Genomic DNA, 16,460 nt, shown 5'->3' on the forward strand with positions numbered 1-16,460 from the left:
GGATGGTCGTGCTGCTCAGCCGCCAACGATCACGGATTACGCCGACTGGCCCACCACACCGACGTTCAGCGGATCGGCCAACAACTTGTCGAAGGCCAACTCGGCCGCCCCGATCAGGACGGCGTCGCGGCCGAGAGCCGCAGCCCGCAGCCGCAGGTGCTCGCGGGAGGCCGGCAGCGGCATGGCGTCCAGCCGCCGACGCACCGTGTCCGCGCCGGCGATGAAGATGTCGCGCAACGATCCACCGAAGACCACGGCGTCGGGATTGACCACGTTGACCAGGTTGGCGACGCCGAAGCCGAGCCAGTCGGCGACCTGTTCGACGGCCCGGCGGGCGGCCGGATCGCCGTCCGCCGCAGCGCGCAGCACCTCGGTCACGGCGGCGCGGTCGTCAGGGTCGCGCCCGGCGTGGCGCAGCAGCGCGGCTTCACCGATCTCGGTCTCCCAGCAGCCACGAGAGCCGCAGCCGCAGGGCAGGCCGTTCGGGTTGACGACCATGTGCCCGACCTTGCCGCTGTGACCCCGGTGGCCGATCATCAGGCGGCCGCCGACGACGATGCCGGCGCTGATGCCCAGGTCTCCGTGCAGGTAGATGAGGTCGTCGATGCCGGGAGCCACGCCCCGGATGTGTTCGGCCAGGCCCGCGATGTCGGCGAGGTCGCCGGCCACGAACCCCGGGCCGGCGGTGAGTTCGGCCTCCAGCGCCACGCTGAGGCCCTCGTCGACGCCGACGATCCGGAGACGGCCGTCCGCGTCGCGGGTGGTGTCGGTGACGGCTACCGCTCCCCCGACCAGCAGCGCGCCGGAGGCGACGCCCCGTTCCATGTCGCGAACGAGATCGGCCAGCGGGCCGACGGCGTCGACCGCCGACATGCCGCTGGGACGGGCGACCTCGCGCCGGTCGAGGATGCGGCCGCCGAGGCCGACCCGCGCGGCGCGCAGCCGGTCCGCGTCGATGCTGAGCGCGTGCGCGTAGACCCGCTCGGAGCGGGGGCTGACCACCAGGGAGGGGCGGCCGGCCCGTCGGGCGGTGGTCGGCGCCTCCTCGGTGACGAGGCCGCTGGCGGTCAGGTCGGCGGCGAGCGCGCCGATGGTGCTGCGGTTGAGGCCGAGGCGGCTGGTCAGCTCGGCCCGTGACGTCGGCCCGTGCAGGTGCACGTAGCGCAGCACGGCGCCGAGGTTCTGCCGCCGGATCTCCTCCTGGCTCGCGCCGGGGAGCGGTGGCAGCGAGGAATCAGGGTTACGACCGGCGCCGGCTGGTCTGGACCGTACGGGCGTCTCCACGGTCAGACCTCCTTACAGGATCGGTGCCGGGTGGGGCGAGGAGGCACGGACGACGATGGGTCCCGGAAGAGGAGATCCCGGGACCCATCGGCGTTGCTGCCTACCGTGTGGTGATTACTTGGTGAGCGGCGCGAGCTTCGGGTCGTTCGCGTACGCCTCGGCCGCGTTCGCCTTGGTGACGGCGACCGGCGGGAGCAGGAACGTGTCGACGACCTTGCTGCCGTTGTTGTAGGACTTGGTGTCGTTCACCTGCGGGGTGTTACCGGCCTGGAGAGCCTTGACCATGTTGATGGTCTCCTTCACCAGGTTGCGGGTGTCCTTGTTGATCGTCATGTACTGCTCGCCCTTGACGATCGACTTGACCGACTCCACCTCGGAGTCCTGGCCGGTGACGACCGGGATCGGCTTGCCGGCACCCTTGACCGAGGTCAGGATGGCGCGGGCCAGGGTGTCGTTCGGGGAGAGGACGCCGTCCAGCTCCTTGCTGCCGTAGGTCGAGGTCAGCAGCTGGTCCATGCGGGCCTGCGCACCCTCGGCCTTCCAGCCCTGGATGGCGGTCTGCTTGACGTCCTTCTGACCCGAGGCGACGACGACGTTGCCCTTGTCGATCTCCGGCTTGAGCACGTCCATCGCGCCGTTGAAGAAGACACCGGCGTTGTTGTCGTCCGGCGAACCGGAGAACAGCTCGATGTTGTACGGGCCGTTCGGCTTCTTGGCCTTCATGCCGTCCAGCAGGGCCTGGCCCTGGAGCTGGCCGACCTTGAAGTTGTCGAACGCGACGTAGTAGTCGAGGTCCGGCGTGTTGGTGATCAGCCGGTCGTACGCGATCACCTTGGCGCCGGCGGCGTGCGCCGCGGCGACCTGGGTCGCCAGCTGCGCGGCGTCGGTCGCGCCGATGACGATGACCTTGGCGCCCTTGGTGGTCATGGCGGTGATCTGGGCCTGCTGGTCGGCGACGGTGGTCGACGCGCCGGCGTACTGCACGTCAGCCTGGAAACCGGCCTCCTTGAGACCGTTGGTGAACAGGTCACCGGCGAGGACCCAGTTCTCCGAGGTCTTGGCCGGGAGGGCCACACCGATCAGGGAGTTGGCCGCGAAGCCCTTGGCTGCTTCGCCGCTGGAGCCACTGTCGCCGTCGCGGCCGGAACCGCAGCCGGCGAGGGCCAGCATGGCGGCGGCGCTGACCGCGACCACCGACGTGCCGAAGAATTTACGCATGGTGAGGACTTGCCTTTCTGGAAGGTGGAACCGGGTGGAGAGAGTCGGTGGCCGTCAGCCGGACACCGCTGCCTTGGCGGGCTCGCGCTCCGCGTCCGGCGGTGAGGCGGGTGGGGCGGAGTCGTCGCGGCGGAACGGCCGCATCAGGCTCCCGATGATGGAGAAGCGCCCCTGGCTCTTGTTGTAGACGTCGATCGCGACGGCCAGCAGCAGGACCAGGCCCTTGATGATCTGGACCTTGTCGGTGCCCACGCCCTGGAGCTGAAGGCCGTTGTTCAGCACGGCCATCACGAGACCACCGACGATCGAGCCGCTGATGGTGCCGATACCGCCGGCGACTGCCGCGCCGCCGATGAAGACCGCGGCGATGGCGTCCAGTTCCCAGCCGTTGCCGTCCTGCGGGCCGGAGGCCTGCGAACGGGCCACGAAGATCATGCCGGCCAGCGCGGCCAGGACGGACATGTTCATCATGACGAAGAAGTTGACCCGCTTGAGCTTCACGCCGGACAGCTCGGCCGCCCGGGAGTTGCCGCCCACCGCGTAGATGTGCCGGCCGCCTGCCGTGTTGCGGGTGTAGAAGGAGTACGCGATGACCAGCGCCACCAGGATGATGCCCGAGATCGGGAAGCTGGTGCCGACGCGACCGCTGGCGAAACGCAGCGCCGCGAAGGCGATGACCCCGACCATGACTGCCATCCGCAGGATCGAGATCCACATCGGCGCCGGGTCGGCGTCCATGGCCCGACGGGTGTTGCGGGCCCGGATCTCGCGCCACACCACCGCCACCGCGGCGGCCAGACCGAGCAGCAGCGTCGCGTTGTTGTAACCGGTGTTCGGGCCGAACTCGGGCAGGAAGCCGGAGCCGATCTCCCGGAAGCCCTCCGGCACCGGGATGCTCTGCGCGTTGCCGATGAACTGGTTGCCACCGCGGAACAGCAGCATGCCGGCCAGGGTGACGATGAACGCCGGCACCCCGATGTACGCCACCCAGAAGCCCTGCCACGCGCCGATCACCGCGCCGATGGCGAGGCCGAACACGATGGCTGCGGGCCAGGGCAGGTTCCACTCGGTCATCGACTTGGCGACCAGGATGCCGGTGAAGGCCGCGACCGAGCCGACCGAGAGGTCGATGTGCCCGGCGACGATCACCATGAGCATGCCGATGGCCAGGATCAGGATGTACGAGTTCTGCTGGAACAGCGCGATCAGGTTGTCCGACCGCAGCGTCAGCCCGTTGGTCCAGATCTGGAAGATCAGGACGATCGCCACCAGGGTGAAGATCATCCCGAACTGGCGGGCGTTGGAGGTCGTGCCTCCAAACAGGTTCTTCTGAAGGTCTTTGATACGGCTCATCGGGAGGCCAACTTCTTCGTCGAGGTCATCTGCTTCATGAGGGTCTCCGGGTCCGCGTCCGCCCGAGCGATCTCGCCCGTGATGGCGCCCTCGAACACGGTGTAGATGCGGTCGCAGAGCCCGATCAGCTCAGGCAGCTCCGAGGAGATGACGATGACGCCCTTCCCCTGGTCGGCGAGCCGCTGGATGATGCCGTAGATCTCGTACTTGGCGCCCACGTCGATGCCGCGGGTCGGCTCGTCGAGGATCAGCAGGTCCGGGTCGCTGAACATCCACTTGGCCAGGACGACCTTCTGCTGGTTGCCGCCGGAGAGCTTGGAGACGCCCTCGTCGACAGTCGGGGCCTTGGTCCGCAACTCCTTGCGGTACGCCTCGGCCGCCTGGTACTCCTCGACCTCGTTCAGCACGCCGTGGTGCGAGATCTTGGACAGCTTGGCGGCCACCGTCGACGTCTTGATGTCGTCGAGCAGGTTGAGGCCGAGCGCCTTACGGTCCTCGCTGACGTACGCGAGCCCGTTGTCGATGGCGTCCGCCACCGACTTCAGCACGATCTCCTTGCCGTCCTTGATGATGGTGCCCGACTCGTACACCCCGTAGGAGCGGCCGAAGACACTCATCGCGAGTTCCGTGCGGCCCGCGCCCATCAGGCCGGCGAAGCCGACGATCTCGCCGCGGCGCACCACGAAGCTCTCGTTCTTGCAGACCTGCCGGTCGGCGGAGATCGGGTGCCGGACGTTCCAGTCGCGGACCTCGAAGAAGACCTCGCCGATCTTCGGGGTGTGGTCCGGGAACCGACTGCTCAGCTCGCGGCCGACCATGCCCCGCACGATCCGGTCCTCGTCGACCCCGTCCGCCTTGACGTCGAGGGTCTCCACGGTCCGGCCGTCGCGCAGGATGGTGATCTGGTCGGCGATCGCCTCGATCTCGTTCAGCTTGTGCGAGATCATGATCGAGGTGATGCCGCGCGAGCGGAATCCACGCAGCAGGTCCAGCAGGTGCTTGGAGTCCGCCTCGTTCAGCGCCGCCGTCGGCTCGTCCAGGATGAGCAGCTTCACGTCCTTGGCGAACGCCTTGGCGATCTCCACGAGCTGCTGCTTGCCGACACCGATGTCCTTGATCAGGGTGTCCGGGTCCTCCTGGAGGCCGACCCGGGCCATCAGGTCCAGCGCCATCCGGTTGGCGGCCTTCCAGTCGATCGCGCCGTGCTTGCGCGGCTCGTTGCCGAGGAAGATGTTCTCGGCGATCGACATGCCCGGGATGAGCGCGAGCTCCTGGTGGATGATCACGATTCCGGCGTTCTCACTGGCCCGGATGTCGGAGAACCTGCTCTCCGACCCCTGGTAGATGATCTGGCCGTCGTAGCTTCCGTACGGGTAGACCCCGCTGAGGACCTTCATCAGCGTGGACTTGCCCGCACCGTTCTCGCCGCAGATGGCATGGATCTCGCCGGCGCGAACCTTCAGGTTGACGTCGGAGAGGGCCTTGACTCCGGGGAACTCCTTGGTGATGGAGCGCATCTCAAGGAGGGTGGGCACGTCGTTCATCGCTCGTACCACCTCGCCAACGTCATCGTTGCCTCCGGAAGGTTGAACCTTCACTTGGTTTTGTTGTTGACGGCAACGTATTGCGGCGAACAGGCCATCCGCAAGGCGAGGGCCTGTTGAAAATGTAACAATCCGGCAATATAGACGAAGCAGAGTATTCGCCCGTCACAGCCGTCCCCGCAGTACCTCCTGGCACCATCGCCTGTCGGTGGCAACGTTGTCAAATGCCGGGCCGAACGATGATCAGCTCCGGTCGCTGCCACCAGGCCCGCCACCAGGCACGATCCGCGTCGGCCGGGCGAAGGGCGACCTACCCGCGAGTACGAAACTATCGAGCGATCGTGATCGCGCGGCGCAGCCGGCACCGCCTCGGAGACGCGACGACCACCATCGGCGGCCGATGTGACCCACGCCTCCCCTGGCGGCCCGGATCGACGACGGTGATCTCGGCACGCGCGCCACCAGGAGGCGGATCAACGCTGAACGTCCCTTAAGTGTGGATCGAGCCCCGAAGGGCACGATGACCCGCCGGCCGGTCAACTCGGGCGCAGCACCGCCTTGATCACCCCGTTCTCCCGCCGGTCGAAGCTGCGGTACAGCTCCGGCGCGTCGGCGAGGGTGCCGTGATGGGTCACGATCACGCTGGGCCGGGCGCGACCGGCGACGACCAGGTCGCGCAGCAGCACCGTGTAGCGGCGGTCGTGCGTACGGCCGAACCGGACCTGGACGCCTTTGCTGAACAGCGTCCCCCACGGCGCGACCAGCTCCTCGCTCGTGCTCGCGCCCGGCCGGGGATGCAGGTCCTTCTCGGGGTAGACGCCTGCGACGCCGATCGAGCCGGCGGGGTTGACCAGCCGGGCCACGTCGGCGATGACCTGGTTCGGACGCTCCTGGTCGGGGCGCTCGCGGTCGCGCGCCTGGAACCCGACCGCGTCGATGACCCGGTCGATCCCGCCCAGCTTCTCCTCGCCGAGCGGCAGACCGGCCCGCGCGCGGTCGGCGCGGATCTGTTCGACCGGGTCGCCGCGGCGGAAGTCGACCGGAACGGCCCCGATCTCACCGGCCTTGTCGAGCCGGGCGTCGACACCGTCGACGCAGTAGACGACCCGCGCACCCCGCAGCAGCGCCGAGTACGCGCCGAGCAGACCGACGGTGCCGGCGCCGAACACGGCAACGGTGTCGCCGGCCTGGACCCCGGCGAGGGTGGCCGCGGCGTGCCAACCGGTGACGAACGCGTCGGCGAGCAGCACGAAGTCGTCCTCGTACGCGTCACCCGGCTCTCCCGGCACCGGCACGCAGTTCGCGTCGGCCCACGGCACGCGCAGCAGGTCGGCCTGGGCGCCCCGGTACGGGCCCATCCCGGCGTAGCCGTACGCGGCGCCCGGCCCCTCGGCCCGGGCCCGCAGGCAGGCCGCCGAGAGCCCGCGGGCGCACATCACGCAGGTGCCGCAGAACAGGTGGGTGGGGATCACCACGCGGGTGCCCGGACGCACGGTCTGCACCGCCGAGCCGACCTCCTGCACCACGCCCAGCGGTTCGTGGCCGAGCACCAGCCCGGGGTCGGCGCCGGTGCGCCCGTCGTACATGTGCAGGTCGGTGCCGCACAGCGCGCTGGAGGTGATCCGCACGAGCGCGTCGGTCTCCGCCTCCAGCGTCGCGTCGGGCACCTCCCGCACCTCGACGGTCCGGACGTCCGCGTAGACGACGGCTCTCATCGGATCCCCCTGTTCGGCACGGAACGACGGGTCTTCCCAGGACCGGGCCGTCCATGCCCGCACGGTGCTTGCCGACCGCCCCGGTCGGTCAGCGGGTGATCCGTTCGCGCAGCCGCGCGACACCGTCGCCGGACAACTCGCCGAGGACGGCGGGCCGGCCGGTGAGCGCGAGCATCACGGCCTCGGCCGCGCCCTGGACCGCCCTCCCCCGCCCCGACGCCCAGCCGATGTCGGTCGCCTCGAACCGCAACCCGTCGGTGAGGCCCCGGGGGACGAAGAACCCGATCGCGCGACGGTGCACCAGGAAGTCGAGCGACGTCGCGAGCCGGTCCGGACGCAGGTCGTGCGGCAGGCCCAGCGGGCGGCGGATGTCCTGCCCGTGCACCTGAAGGTCGGTGAGCTGACCGACATATCCGACGCGCGGCGCCCGGAACGGCGTCTCGGCGTTCTCGCGCAGCAGCGCCGAGATCTGCCCGGCGGGCCGACGGGCGACCATCTCGGCAAGCTGGGCGTTCGCCGTGTGCAGGTTGAACCGGCTGCGCAGGATGATCGGCAGGAACCAGCGGCGACGCGCCGCGAACGGGGCGACCAGGTGCGCGGCCACCTGCCGGACGGTCCAGGCTCCGCACAGACTCGGCGCATCGAGTTGCTCCGGCGTGAGCGAGTCGACCAGATCGGCGGCACGTCGCCGCTCATCGCTGATCATGGCCATGATCTCGGTGGCCGTCGGACCTGGCACACCATCGGACATCGCGGTCATCGGCGTCCTCCCCGTGGGACACAGCTACCACCATGACAGGTAGACGTCCGTCAGTATGCCGCGCGCGGGCACGCCGGACTGCCCCCACGAGGGCGAGCGAAGGCGTCATGGGCGATCAGCGGTCCACACCGGACCTGTCGCCAGCGGGGACGATCGGCGCACCTGGTGAACCGACGCGCGGTGGACCAGCGGCGCATCGCCTTCGTCGAGGCGTCCCACCTCGACCGGGACGCCGCGCCTGCGCTGCTGACGCGCCTCGGGGTCAGACGGCCTGCGGCACCGACGCCGGGCGGTGCTTGATCTCCTCCATGAACGCGAAGCGGGCGGTCAGCTCGGCGAGCGTCAGCCCGGCCCGCCAGGCCGAGGCCACCTGGGCGACCTGGAGGAGGTCCATGCAGTCACCGCGCGCGAGCACCTCACCCGCGGACCGGACGTCGATCATGAAGTATCGGGCCTGCGAACCCAGCCCGATGCAGACCACGCCCTGATCGGAGTGCAGCTCCGCGCAGGTGAATTGGGCCCGCCCCTGCTCGGGGGCGGTCACCCGCCCGATGTCGAGCTGGTGGCGGGCAGCGGTCTCGATGAGCGCGGGGGCGAGGCCACCCCGCTCGACCAGGTCCGGGTAGAGGCGCACACCCAGCGCCGTCGACGCGTCGCTCATGACTGACTCCCACTTCCTTGTGACAGAGACCAGCAGCACGCAGGTTACGGGGAGGTTTCCTGCGGACCTCGTCATCCTGTCCCGCGTGGACGCTCCACGGCAATAGGAAGGGTCGATTCGACAGCTATCGAGGGGTGCGATCCGCCGGGTAACGGACCCGCCGTCGCATTGGAAACACTCTTGACAGTAACCCGTTAAATCGACATGCTTCGTCATAGAGAGCGCTCTCTGTCTCTCCGGCGCCGCCACCTCCGCCACCTGAACCGAGGAGCCTCCCGTGTTCACAACCCGTCCCGCACCCCGCCTGCGGCCCCTCGCCCTCGCGGCGGTCGCCCTCGTCACCACCCTCGCCTCCCTCACCCTCCCGGGGCAGTCCGACCGGGCCGAGGCCGCCATCGGCCCGATCACCTGGCAGGACGAGTTCAACGCCCCCGCCGGCACACCTGTCGACCAGAGCAGATGGCGCTTCGACATCGGCGGTGGCGGCTGGGGCAACAACGAGCGGCAGTACTACACCAACAGCACCAGCAACGCGGTGCACGACGGCCAGGGCAACCTCGTCATCACCGCCCGCCGGGAGAACCCGGCCAACTACCAGTGCCACTACGGTCGCTGCGAGTACACCTCGGCCCGGCTGCTGAGCGCGGCGACCTTCACCCAGACGTACGGCCGCTTCGAGGCCCGCATCAAGATTCCGCGCGGCCAGGGCATCTGGCCGGCGTTCTGGATGCTCGGCACCGGCGGCGGGTGGCCCGACGCCGGCGAGATCGACGTCATGGAGAACATCGGCCGGGAGCCGAACACCGTCTACGGCACGGTGCACGGGCCCGGCTACTCCGGCAGCGGCGGCATCACCGGCAGCCGGACGATCGGCAGCCCGCTCGCCGACGGCTTCCACGACTACCGGGTGGACTGGGAGCCGAACGCGATCACCTGGTACCTGGACGGGGTGCAGTACCACCGGGTCGATCCCGCCCGGCTCGGCGGGAACCGGTGGGTGTTCGACCACCCGTTCTTCATGATCCTCAACGTGGCGGTCGGCGGTAACTGGCCCGGCTACCCGGACGGCTCCACGCAGTTCCCGCAGCAGATGCTCGTCGACTACGTCCGGGTGTCGAGCTACACCTCCGGCGGCGGCGACCCGGCGCCCGGCACCACCCGGATCAGGGGGGCGCAGAGCGGGCGCTGCATCGACATCCCGAGCGCCAACCCGGTCGAGGGGGCCAAGCTGCAGATCTGGGACTGCAACACGACCGCGGCGCAGGCGTGGACGTTCGCCTCCGACGGCACCGTCCGCGCGATGGGCAAGTGCATGGACCCGGCCTGGGCCGGCACCGCCAACGGCACCGAGGTCAACCTGGTCAGCTGCAACGGCAATCCGGCCCAGCGCTTCACGCTCAACGGCGCGGGCGACCTGGTCAATCTCAGCGCCAACAAGTGCGTGGACGTGCGGGAGGCCAACCCCAACAACGGCGGCAAGCTGCACCTGTGGGACTGCCTCGGCGCGGCCAACCAGAAGTGGTCCCGCTTCTGACGAGGCCGGCACCAGCGGTGGGTCGTCCGGGAACCGCTCCGGACGGCCCACCGCCGCGTGCGACAGCAGCGTTCACCAGCCCGGCCTGATTCGGTCGATGGACCGGGCAGCCGCATCCCGCCCGCTATGTTCGTTTTAATCCGAATATAGCCGTTACGGGAGTGAGCCCATGTCGCACCACCTTGACACCCCCCTCGCCGCCCAGGGCGGCCAGCTCTACATCGACGACCTGTTCGTCTTCAATGGCGACCGCGCCACCGTGTTCATCATGGACGTCAACAGCTCGGTGACCAGGGCCGACATCAAGCGCGGCTTCCACGCCGAGGCCCGCTACGAGTTCAAGATTCACTTCAACGGCTCCGACATGGAGGAGCTGACCTACCGATTCGCCTTCGGCGAGCCGGACGGCAACGCCACGCAGACCCTGGAGCTGTACGAACTCACCGGCGCGGACGCCCGCGACGACGCCGCCATGGGAACCCCCATCGCCCAGGGCAGGACCGGCGAGGTGACGACCGGGCAGCGCGTCCGGATCTGGGCGGGCCGGATCACCGACCCGTTCTACATCGACCTCGACGAGCTCGCCACGATCAACGGCGCGGTCAAGAACGGCGCACGGGTGGACCGCTCGGCGTGGCGGGCGGACCAGGCCAAGAACAGCTTCGCCGGCACCACCGTCGAGTCGATAGTCCTGGAGGTCTCGCACGACGAGCCGCTGCTGCGCGAGGGCACCGAGATCGGCGTCTGGTGCCGGACCCTGCTGGCCACCGACGCGGGCGGATGGCGGCAGATCAACCGTGCGGGCCACCCCATGATGTGGCCCGTCTTCTGGCCCCACGACACCGACTTCTCCGACCCGGCGAACGTCCGGCACCCCAGCCAGGACCTGTCCGAGGACGGGGAGGAGATCGCCAAGGCCGTCGCCGGGGTCGTCGCCGCGAACGGCACCGCGCCGGACCCGCAGGCGTACGGCTGGAGCGTCGCCCGGGTGCTCTACCCCGATGTGCTGTCGTACACGGTCGGCACGGCAGCCAACTACGGCTTCGCGGTCCACAACGGCCGCACCATGGCCGACAACGCGCCCGAGGTGATGTTCTCCCTGGTCCTCAACACCGGCACCACCTCGGGCCTCACGCCCGAGGTCACGAAGGCCGCCCGCGCCGACACGTTCCCGTACGTGGTGCCGGCCTGACCGCGACAAAAGGCCAGGTCACAGGCGTGTCCCGGGTGATGTTGAGGCTTTTGCCGGTTTTCGGGGTTTTTGCGTAGATACGCTCTGAACCGCATCCCATGGGCGATTCAGGACGAAGGAGACTTGATGCGCAGGAAACTTCTGGCGGGCGTGGCCGGCATCGCCGCCGCCCTCGCTCTCGCAGCGCCGGCCGCCGCCGACACGACCGGCGAAACGGTCGTCACCCTCACCGTCGACGCCGCCGGTGGCCTCTCGATCACGGTGCCCGCGACGGCGAACATCGGGCACGGCGTGGAAGGCTCGAGCGTCTCAGGTCAGCTCGGGCCGGTCACGGTGCTGGACCAGCGGGGGTCGCTCACCCCCAACTGGACCGCCACCGTCATCTCCACCGACTTCGTCACCGGTGGCGGCACCTCGGGAGAGACGATCCCGAACATCAACGTCCAGTACTGGTCGGGCCCCGCGACGGCCACGGCCGGCGGCGGCACCTTCACGCCCGGTCAGCCGACCTCGGCCCAGCAGGTGATCATCAACGTCCCGCAGACGGCGATGACCCACACCGGCGGCACGGGCAACAACTTCGCCACCTGGAACCCGACGCTGGTGGTGAACGTACCGGTCGGCACCGTCCAGGGTGTCTACACCGGGACGGTGACACATTCGGTGTTCTGAGCCGCTCGGCCGGCTGGCGCTGCTGGCCTCGGTCGCCCTCGTGGCGCTCGGGGTTCCGGCGGCGCCAGCCGCTGCCGTGCGGGAGCACCGACAGGATCCCGCCGACGACGCCGCGATCAGCATTCGCATGCTGGACATTCCCGCGAGTCGGGCGCAGGATCCCCGCGCGCAGGTCTACATCGTGGACCACCTGAAGCCGGGGACGACCATCGAACGCCGGGTCGAGGTGCAGAACACCTCGGACGAGACGCAGAAGATCGAGTTCTACTCCGGCGGGGCGTCGATCGAGAACAACGCCTTCACCGTGCCCGACGGCCGCACGGGCAACGAGCTCAGTGGCTGGATCCGACTGGAAACCGCCAGGATGGAGCTGGACCCGGGCGAACGCCGGCCGGTCGGGGTCGAGATCGCCGTGCCGAGGAAGGCGTCCGAGAGCGAACGGTACGCCGCGATCTGGGCGCAGGTCACCAGCGCGAAGGAACGCACCGGCAATGTCACCCAGATCCACCGGGTGGGCATCCGGGTCTACCTCGACATCGGCCCGGGCGGTGAGCCGCCGACGGACTTCCGCATCGGCGCGCTCGCCGCGGAGCCCGGTATCGGGAAGTTTCCCGTGGTCACCGCGCAGGTAACCAACACCGGTCGCCGCGCCCTGGACATGACCGGAACCCTGACGCTGAGCAAGGCGGCGGTCCGGGCCGGGCCGTTCAAGGTGACCAACGGCGTGACCATCTTGCCCGGCGAGACCGGCCAGGTCCGGATCGACGTCAATCAGGACCTCCCCGCGGGGACCTGGGACGTGCGGGCACAGCTCGCCAGCGGCACTGTGGAACGCACCGCGACCGGGACGGTCGTCCTGCCCGTCGCGGCGCCGATGGCCGTCTCGACGTCCGCGGGGCCCGGCCTGCTGCCGTACGCGGGCGGCGGGATCGCACTGTTGGTGCTGATCACCGTCGGTGGTTGGTATCTCGTGCGCCGGCAACGAACCCGCCTGGCCTGAGGTCCCCCACCCTCCGACGACTGCCCGACCCTTCCCTCTCGGGAAGGGCCGGGCAGCGTCGTTGCGCAGGTCGGTGGCCCCTGGTGGCGGCGGCGCCCGGTGCTAGATGACCGAGTGCGTCACGACCGCCGTGTAGTCGCCGACCACCAGCCCGGGCGGGAGCGCAACCAGCAGCGTCGGGTTCCAGGTGGCGGAGTTCGGGTCGCCGCTTCGGCCGGACCACCCGGCGGCCGTACGCGGGGTGTCCAGCACCGCGCCGGGCTGCGGGAGGAAGGTTCCGTCGCCGGTGGTGGCGAGGGCCGCACCGGAGGCGTACGTGACGCTGCTGCTCGGGATGGTCTCGCCACCCGAGCCGGACCCCGTGGTGAAGTTCGTGGTCGAGACGACGCTGACCCACCGTCCGGAGAAGGGACCGCGGTCGTCGCTCACGGTCACCGGGCCGAGCTGCCCCGAGACGCCTGTCGCGTCCGACGTGACGGTGCCGAGCGGGGAGATCGCCGGGACGCTGATGGAGAGCCCGCCGAGCGGGTTGATGACCAGGTCGACAGGTCGGGTGGCCGACTGGTTGTCCGAGTCGGTCACCCGCACCGTGAACGGGAACGTCCCGGACGCGGTGGGCGTGCCGGAGAGCAGACCGCTGAACGGGTCGAGGGTCAGCCCGGCGGGCAGGCTCCCGGCGCTCACCGACCAGACGAAGGGGCTCGTTCCGCCAGCCACGGTGAGCTGGTACTGGTACGGCACGTACGCCTTGCCGGGCGGCGGCGGCGCGAAGGTCAGCGTCGGCGGCGGGTTGACCGTCACCGCCGCGGACGCTGCCGACTGCCCGCCGGTGCCCGCCGCGTTGATCGCGGCCACCCGGAAGGTGTACGTCGCGCCGCCGGTCAGTCCGGTGACGGTCTGGGTCGTGGCGGTCCCGGTGAAGGTCTGCGGCGTCTGCGCCACACCGTTGAGGTACGGCGTGACCGTGTAACCGGTGATCGGCGAACCGCCGTTGGCCGGGGTCGTCCAGCTCAGCGTGGCCGCGGTGGTCCCCGCGGTGACCGAGGTGATCGTCGGTGCGCCCGGCAGGGTGTACGGGACGACCGCCGCCGAGGCCGGACTGGCCGCGCCGGTGCCGTACGCGTTCACCGCCGCCACGCGGAAGGCGTACGACGAGCCGGCGGTCAGCCCGGTCACGGTGCGGCTGGTGGTGGAGGCGTCGAAGGAGAGGGTCGGCTGGTTGACGCCGTCCCGGATCGGGGTGATCAGGTACGTCGTGATCGGGCTTCCGTTGCTCGCCGGCGCGGTCCAGCTCACGGTGGCGCTGGTGATGCCCGCGACCGCAGTGGGTGTGGCGGGAGTGCCGGGCGCGGACGCGTAGACGTAGCTGGCCGATCCCGCGGAGCCGCGGGTGACGACGCTGACGGTGACCGTGGCGGCGCTGGAGCGGGCGGGCATGGAGGAGATGCCGATTGTGCCGTCGGAGTTCACGGTGAAGCAGCCGGCGGCCGGGCCGGACGTGCACGGCAGCAGCAGCACCGACGTACCGGCCTGCTGTTCGGCGGCCGTGCCGATGGTGATCGCGGTCGCTGCGGTGAGGCCGCTTCCGCCGACGGTGACCGCGATGCCCCCGGCGATCGAACTCTGCGCCGGGGTGACGGTCACGCCGCTCGGTGCGGTGGCCGGCGCGACGGGCGTGGTGGCGGAGGAGTAGCCCGGGTTGGCGTCGATCGAGGACGAGGTCGCCACCGTGGCGGTCTGGATCAGCGCCGGCGTCACCCCGGTTCCGGTCACGGTCGCGGCAACTGTGATCGGCGGCAGCGAGGTCCCGCCGGGGAACGGACCGTTGCTGTTGGTGCAGCTGATGGTCTGCCCGGATGGTGCGCCGCAGACCCAGCCGGAGCCGAACGCCCCGCGCGGCACGACACCTGTGGGCACGGTCTGGGTGACCGAGATCGGCGCCGTCTCGGTGGCCCCGGCGTCGACCCCCGCGGTGATCGAGTAGGTGACGGGATCGCCGGGCTGCGGGCTCGGGCCGACCGCGCTGGCCTGCGACACGTTCAGGTCCGGCACCGGGTTGAAGGTGACCGCGCGGGCGTTGTCGAGCTCGTGGAAGTCGGTGACCGAGCCGGTCGAGCCCACCCAGCCGAAGGCGAGTTGCCGGGGAAAGCCGCTGGCGTTGAGCCAGGTCGGTGACGGGTACAGGCTCGGCGACACGACCGGGAGGCTCCCGGCCAGCGTCCGCGCCGATCCTCCGATCGGTGTGAACCGCACCCGGTACTCACCGGCCGGCACGGTGATCCCGGTGTCGGTCGTGTACGGGGACGAGGTCGTGTTGGCGACCACCTCGACCGGCACCACCGAGGCGGCGCGGGTGGTGGCACGCAGCGTCAGCGGGGGCGACGAGGTGGTGGTGGCGGTGCTGTTGATCGCGCAGTAGCCGACACCGTTACGGCCCGGCCCGCGGATCACGACCTGGCCGGGCACCCGATTGTTGGTGGTGGAGATGTACGGCGGATTCGTGCAGCCGGAGCCCTGGTAGAGGCTGTTGCTGAAGTTGCCGAAGACGTCCAGCCCGACGCCCAGGTAGCCGTTGGACAGACCCACCGAGGCGCCGTTGAACGCCGCCGAGTAGCCGAGGGATCCGCCCGGCTGGCCGATGACCGCCGGGGACAGCGGGTTGGCCGGATCGACGGCGGCCAGCGCGAACGCCATGCCGTCCGCTCCCGGGCTGGAGCCGCCGTACTGGTAGGTGTTGAACGAGACGTGCAGGCCCTGCGAGGTGGGCACGCTCACCGCGCCGAACACCCCGCCCTGGCGGGTAGCCGTGGCCGGGGTGAGGCGCAGCTTGCCCGCGCCCTGCGGGTCGGTGGACGTGGTGCAGCTCAGCAGGGGGCCGTTTGTCGAGTTGCCGGCCGCGCTCAGGCAGGCGGTGTTGGTCGCGGTGGGGGTGGGGACGCCCGGCACCGTCACGGGGCCGATGCCGTTCGCGGTGTTGTTGTGGAACGGTTGGTCGAACAGGACCGACCCGACCGCCCACGCGGAAGGCGGTGCGAGCGCGAGGGTTCCCGCGGTGACGGCGACCACCAGAGCCGCAGCGCTCACGGGACGACGCCGCCGACCCCGAAACGTCATGTCCACTCCCAGCTTTCACTTCAGCCCCGAAGTGGACTATATCCCCCCAAATCACCCACCTGCGGTGGACGGCGATAAAGCTGGGGACGACGCGCGCAAAGCGGACCGACCTCCTCGGTCAAGCCGAAGAGGTCGGTCCGCAGGCGGTGCGGCGGTCAGCCCGCGATCTCCCGTGGGTCGCGGCTGCGCGGGTACGTGTTCTTCTCACCGATCGTGCCGTCCTGCTTCTTGATCACATGCTCGACGCCCCGGTCGGCTGCCATGTCGCGCCCCTGCGCCTGCGCGTCGGCCTTGGAGTCGTGCGTGCTGCTGGCCCGGTCGTTACCCTCCGGACGGTTCTTCCACTGCCCGTCTTCCTGGTACGTGTCGACGTCACCCTTGGCCATCGCCAACTCCTCCCCTGCGTCTGAACT

General features: G+C 70.0%; 13 protein-coding genes. 4 read left to right on the plus strand and 9 right to left on the minus strand.

The window, feature by feature from the left end:
* Positions 1 to 36: 36 nt before the first annotated feature.
* The 7 genes from B0E54_RS06150 to B0E54_RS06180 all read right to left on the minus strand — a co-directional run bounded on the left by B0E54_RS06150 (position 37) and on the right by B0E54_RS06180 (position 8,535).
* Positions 37 to 1,284, minus strand: a complete 1,248-nt coding sequence (locus B0E54_RS06150) for an ROK family protein (protein ID WP_374109247.1) — start codon at positions 1,282 to 1,284, stop codon at positions 37 to 39.
* Positions 1,285 to 1,398: 114 nt separating this feature from the next.
* Positions 1,399 to 2,502 (minus strand): sugar-binding protein, encoded by a 1,104-nt coding sequence (locus B0E54_RS06155; RefSeq protein ID WP_234582276.1) that lies wholly within the window; start codon positions 2,500 to 2,502, stop codon positions 1,399 to 1,401.
* A gap of 54 nt (positions 2,503 to 2,556) precedes the next feature.
* The gene (gene mmsB, locus B0E54_RS06160) at positions 2,557 to 3,855 is read right to left on the minus strand and encodes a multiple monosaccharide ABC transporter permease (RefSeq protein ID WP_234582277.1); all 1,299 of its coding nucleotides are present in this window, start codon (positions 3,853 to 3,855) and stop codon (positions 2,557 to 2,559) included.
* On the minus strand, positions 3,852 to 5,399 hold the full coding sequence (gene mmsA, locus B0E54_RS06165) for a multiple monosaccharide ABC transporter ATP-binding protein (protein ID WP_234582278.1): 1,548 nt from the start codon (positions 5,397 to 5,399) through the stop codon (positions 3,852 to 3,854). Before mmsA ends, mmsB begins: the two co-directional genes overlap by 4 nt.
* Before the next feature lie 536 nt (positions 5,400 to 5,935).
* Positions 5,936 to 7,114, minus strand: coding sequence for a glutathione-independent formaldehyde dehydrogenase (locus B0E54_RS06170; RefSeq protein ID WP_234582279.1), 1,179 nt, complete (start codon positions 7,112 to 7,114; stop codon positions 5,936 to 5,938).
* An 88-nt stretch (positions 7,115 to 7,202) separates the two neighbouring features.
* On the minus strand, positions 7,203 to 7,874 hold the full coding sequence (locus tag B0E54_RS06175) for a maleylpyruvate isomerase family mycothiol-dependent enzyme (protein ID WP_234582280.1): 672 nt from the start codon (positions 7,872 to 7,874) through the stop codon (positions 7,203 to 7,205).
* A gap of 262 nt (positions 7,875 to 8,136) precedes the next feature.
* Positions 8,137 to 8,535, minus strand: coding sequence for a hypothetical protein (locus tag B0E54_RS06180; RefSeq protein WP_234582281.1), 399 nt, complete (start codon positions 8,533 to 8,535; stop codon positions 8,137 to 8,139).
* Positions 8,536 to 8,812: 277 nt separating this feature from the next.
* Between B0E54_RS06180 and B0E54_RS06185 the strand changes: the two genes are divergently transcribed.
* From B0E54_RS06185 to B0E54_RS06200, 4 genes are all read left to right on the plus strand, one after another.
* On the plus strand, positions 8,813 to 10,069 hold the full coding sequence (locus B0E54_RS06185; protein WP_234582282.1) for a glycoside hydrolase family 16 protein: 1,257 nt from the start codon (positions 8,813 to 8,815) through the stop codon (positions 10,067 to 10,069).
* Between the two features lie 169 nt (positions 10,070 to 10,238).
* The gene (locus B0E54_RS06190) at positions 10,239 to 11,261 is read left to right on the plus strand and encodes a DUF4331 family protein (protein WP_234582283.1); all 1,023 of its coding nucleotides are present in this window, start codon (positions 10,239 to 10,241) and stop codon (positions 11,259 to 11,261) included.
* A gap of 126 nt (positions 11,262 to 11,387) precedes the next feature.
* The gene (locus B0E54_RS06195) at positions 11,388 to 11,933 is read left to right on the plus strand and encodes a hypothetical protein (protein WP_234582284.1); all 546 of its coding nucleotides are present in this window, start codon (positions 11,388 to 11,390) and stop codon (positions 11,931 to 11,933) included.
* A 127-nt stretch (positions 11,934 to 12,060) separates the two neighbouring features.
* Complete coding sequence (locus tag B0E54_RS06200) at positions 12,061 to 12,933, plus strand: DUF916 domain-containing protein (RefSeq protein ID WP_234582285.1); 873 nt, start codon at positions 12,061 to 12,063, stop codon at positions 12,931 to 12,933.
* 102 nt (positions 12,934 to 13,035) lie between these two features.
* Here the strand turns inward: B0E54_RS06200 and B0E54_RS06205 are convergent, their stop codons facing one another.
* Both B0E54_RS06205 and B0E54_RS06210 read right to left on the minus strand, forming a co-directional pair.
* Positions 13,036 to 16,017 (minus strand): fibronectin type III domain-containing protein, encoded by a 2,982-nt coding sequence (locus tag B0E54_RS06205; protein ID WP_234582286.1) that lies wholly within the window; start codon positions 16,015 to 16,017, stop codon positions 13,036 to 13,038.
* A 185-nt stretch (positions 16,018 to 16,202) separates the two neighbouring features.
* On the minus strand, positions 16,203 to 16,433 hold the full coding sequence (locus B0E54_RS06210) for a DUF2188 domain-containing protein (RefSeq protein WP_234582287.1): 231 nt from the start codon (positions 16,431 to 16,433) through the stop codon (positions 16,203 to 16,205).
* Between the last annotated feature and the right edge of the window lie 27 nt (positions 16,434 to 16,460).

The organism is Micromonospora sp. MH99 (assembly GCF_021442385.1).
Taxonomy (GTDB): domain Bacteria; phylum Actinomycetota; class Actinomycetes; order Mycobacteriales; family Micromonosporaceae; genus Micromonospora.

Bases quoted from the DNA above. Each gene is read 5' to 3' on its own strand.
- B0E54_RS06190 (WP_234582283.1), top strand. From the start codon at position 10,239: ATGTCGCACCACCTTGACACCCCCCTCGCCGCCCAGGGCGGCCAGCTC.
- B0E54_RS06155 (WP_234582276.1), bottom strand. From the start codon at position 2,502: ATGCGTAAATTCTTCGGCACGTCGGTGGTCGCGGTCAGCGCCGCCGCC.
- B0E54_RS06195 (WP_234582284.1), top strand. From the start codon at position 11,388: ATGCGCAGGAAACTTCTGGCGGGCGTGGCCGGCATCGCCGCCGCCCTC.
- mmsA (WP_234582278.1), bottom strand. From the start codon at position 5,399: ATGAACGACGTGCCCACCCTCCTTGAGATGCGCTCCATCACCAAGGAG.
- B0E54_RS06180 (WP_234582281.1), bottom strand. From the start codon at position 8,535: ATGAGCGACGCGTCGACGGCGCTGGGTGTGCGCCTCTACCCGGACCTG.
- B0E54_RS06170 (WP_234582279.1), bottom strand. From the start codon at position 7,114: ATGAGAGCCGTCGTCTACGCGGACGTCCGGACCGTCGAGGTGCGGGAG.
- B0E54_RS06210 (WP_234582287.1), bottom strand. From the start codon at position 16,433: ATGGCCAAGGGTGACGTCGACACGTACCAGGAAGACGGGCAGTGGAAG.
- B0E54_RS06175 (WP_234582280.1), bottom strand. From the start codon at position 7,874: ATGACCGCGATGTCCGATGGTGTGCCAGGTCCGACGGCCACCGAGATC.
- mmsB (WP_234582277.1), bottom strand. From the start codon at position 3,855: ATGAGCCGTATCAAAGACCTTCAGAAGAACCTGTTTGGAGGCACGACC.
- B0E54_RS06200 (WP_234582285.1), top strand. From the start codon at position 12,061: ATGCTGGACATTCCCGCGAGTCGGGCGCAGGATCCCCGCGCGCAGGTC.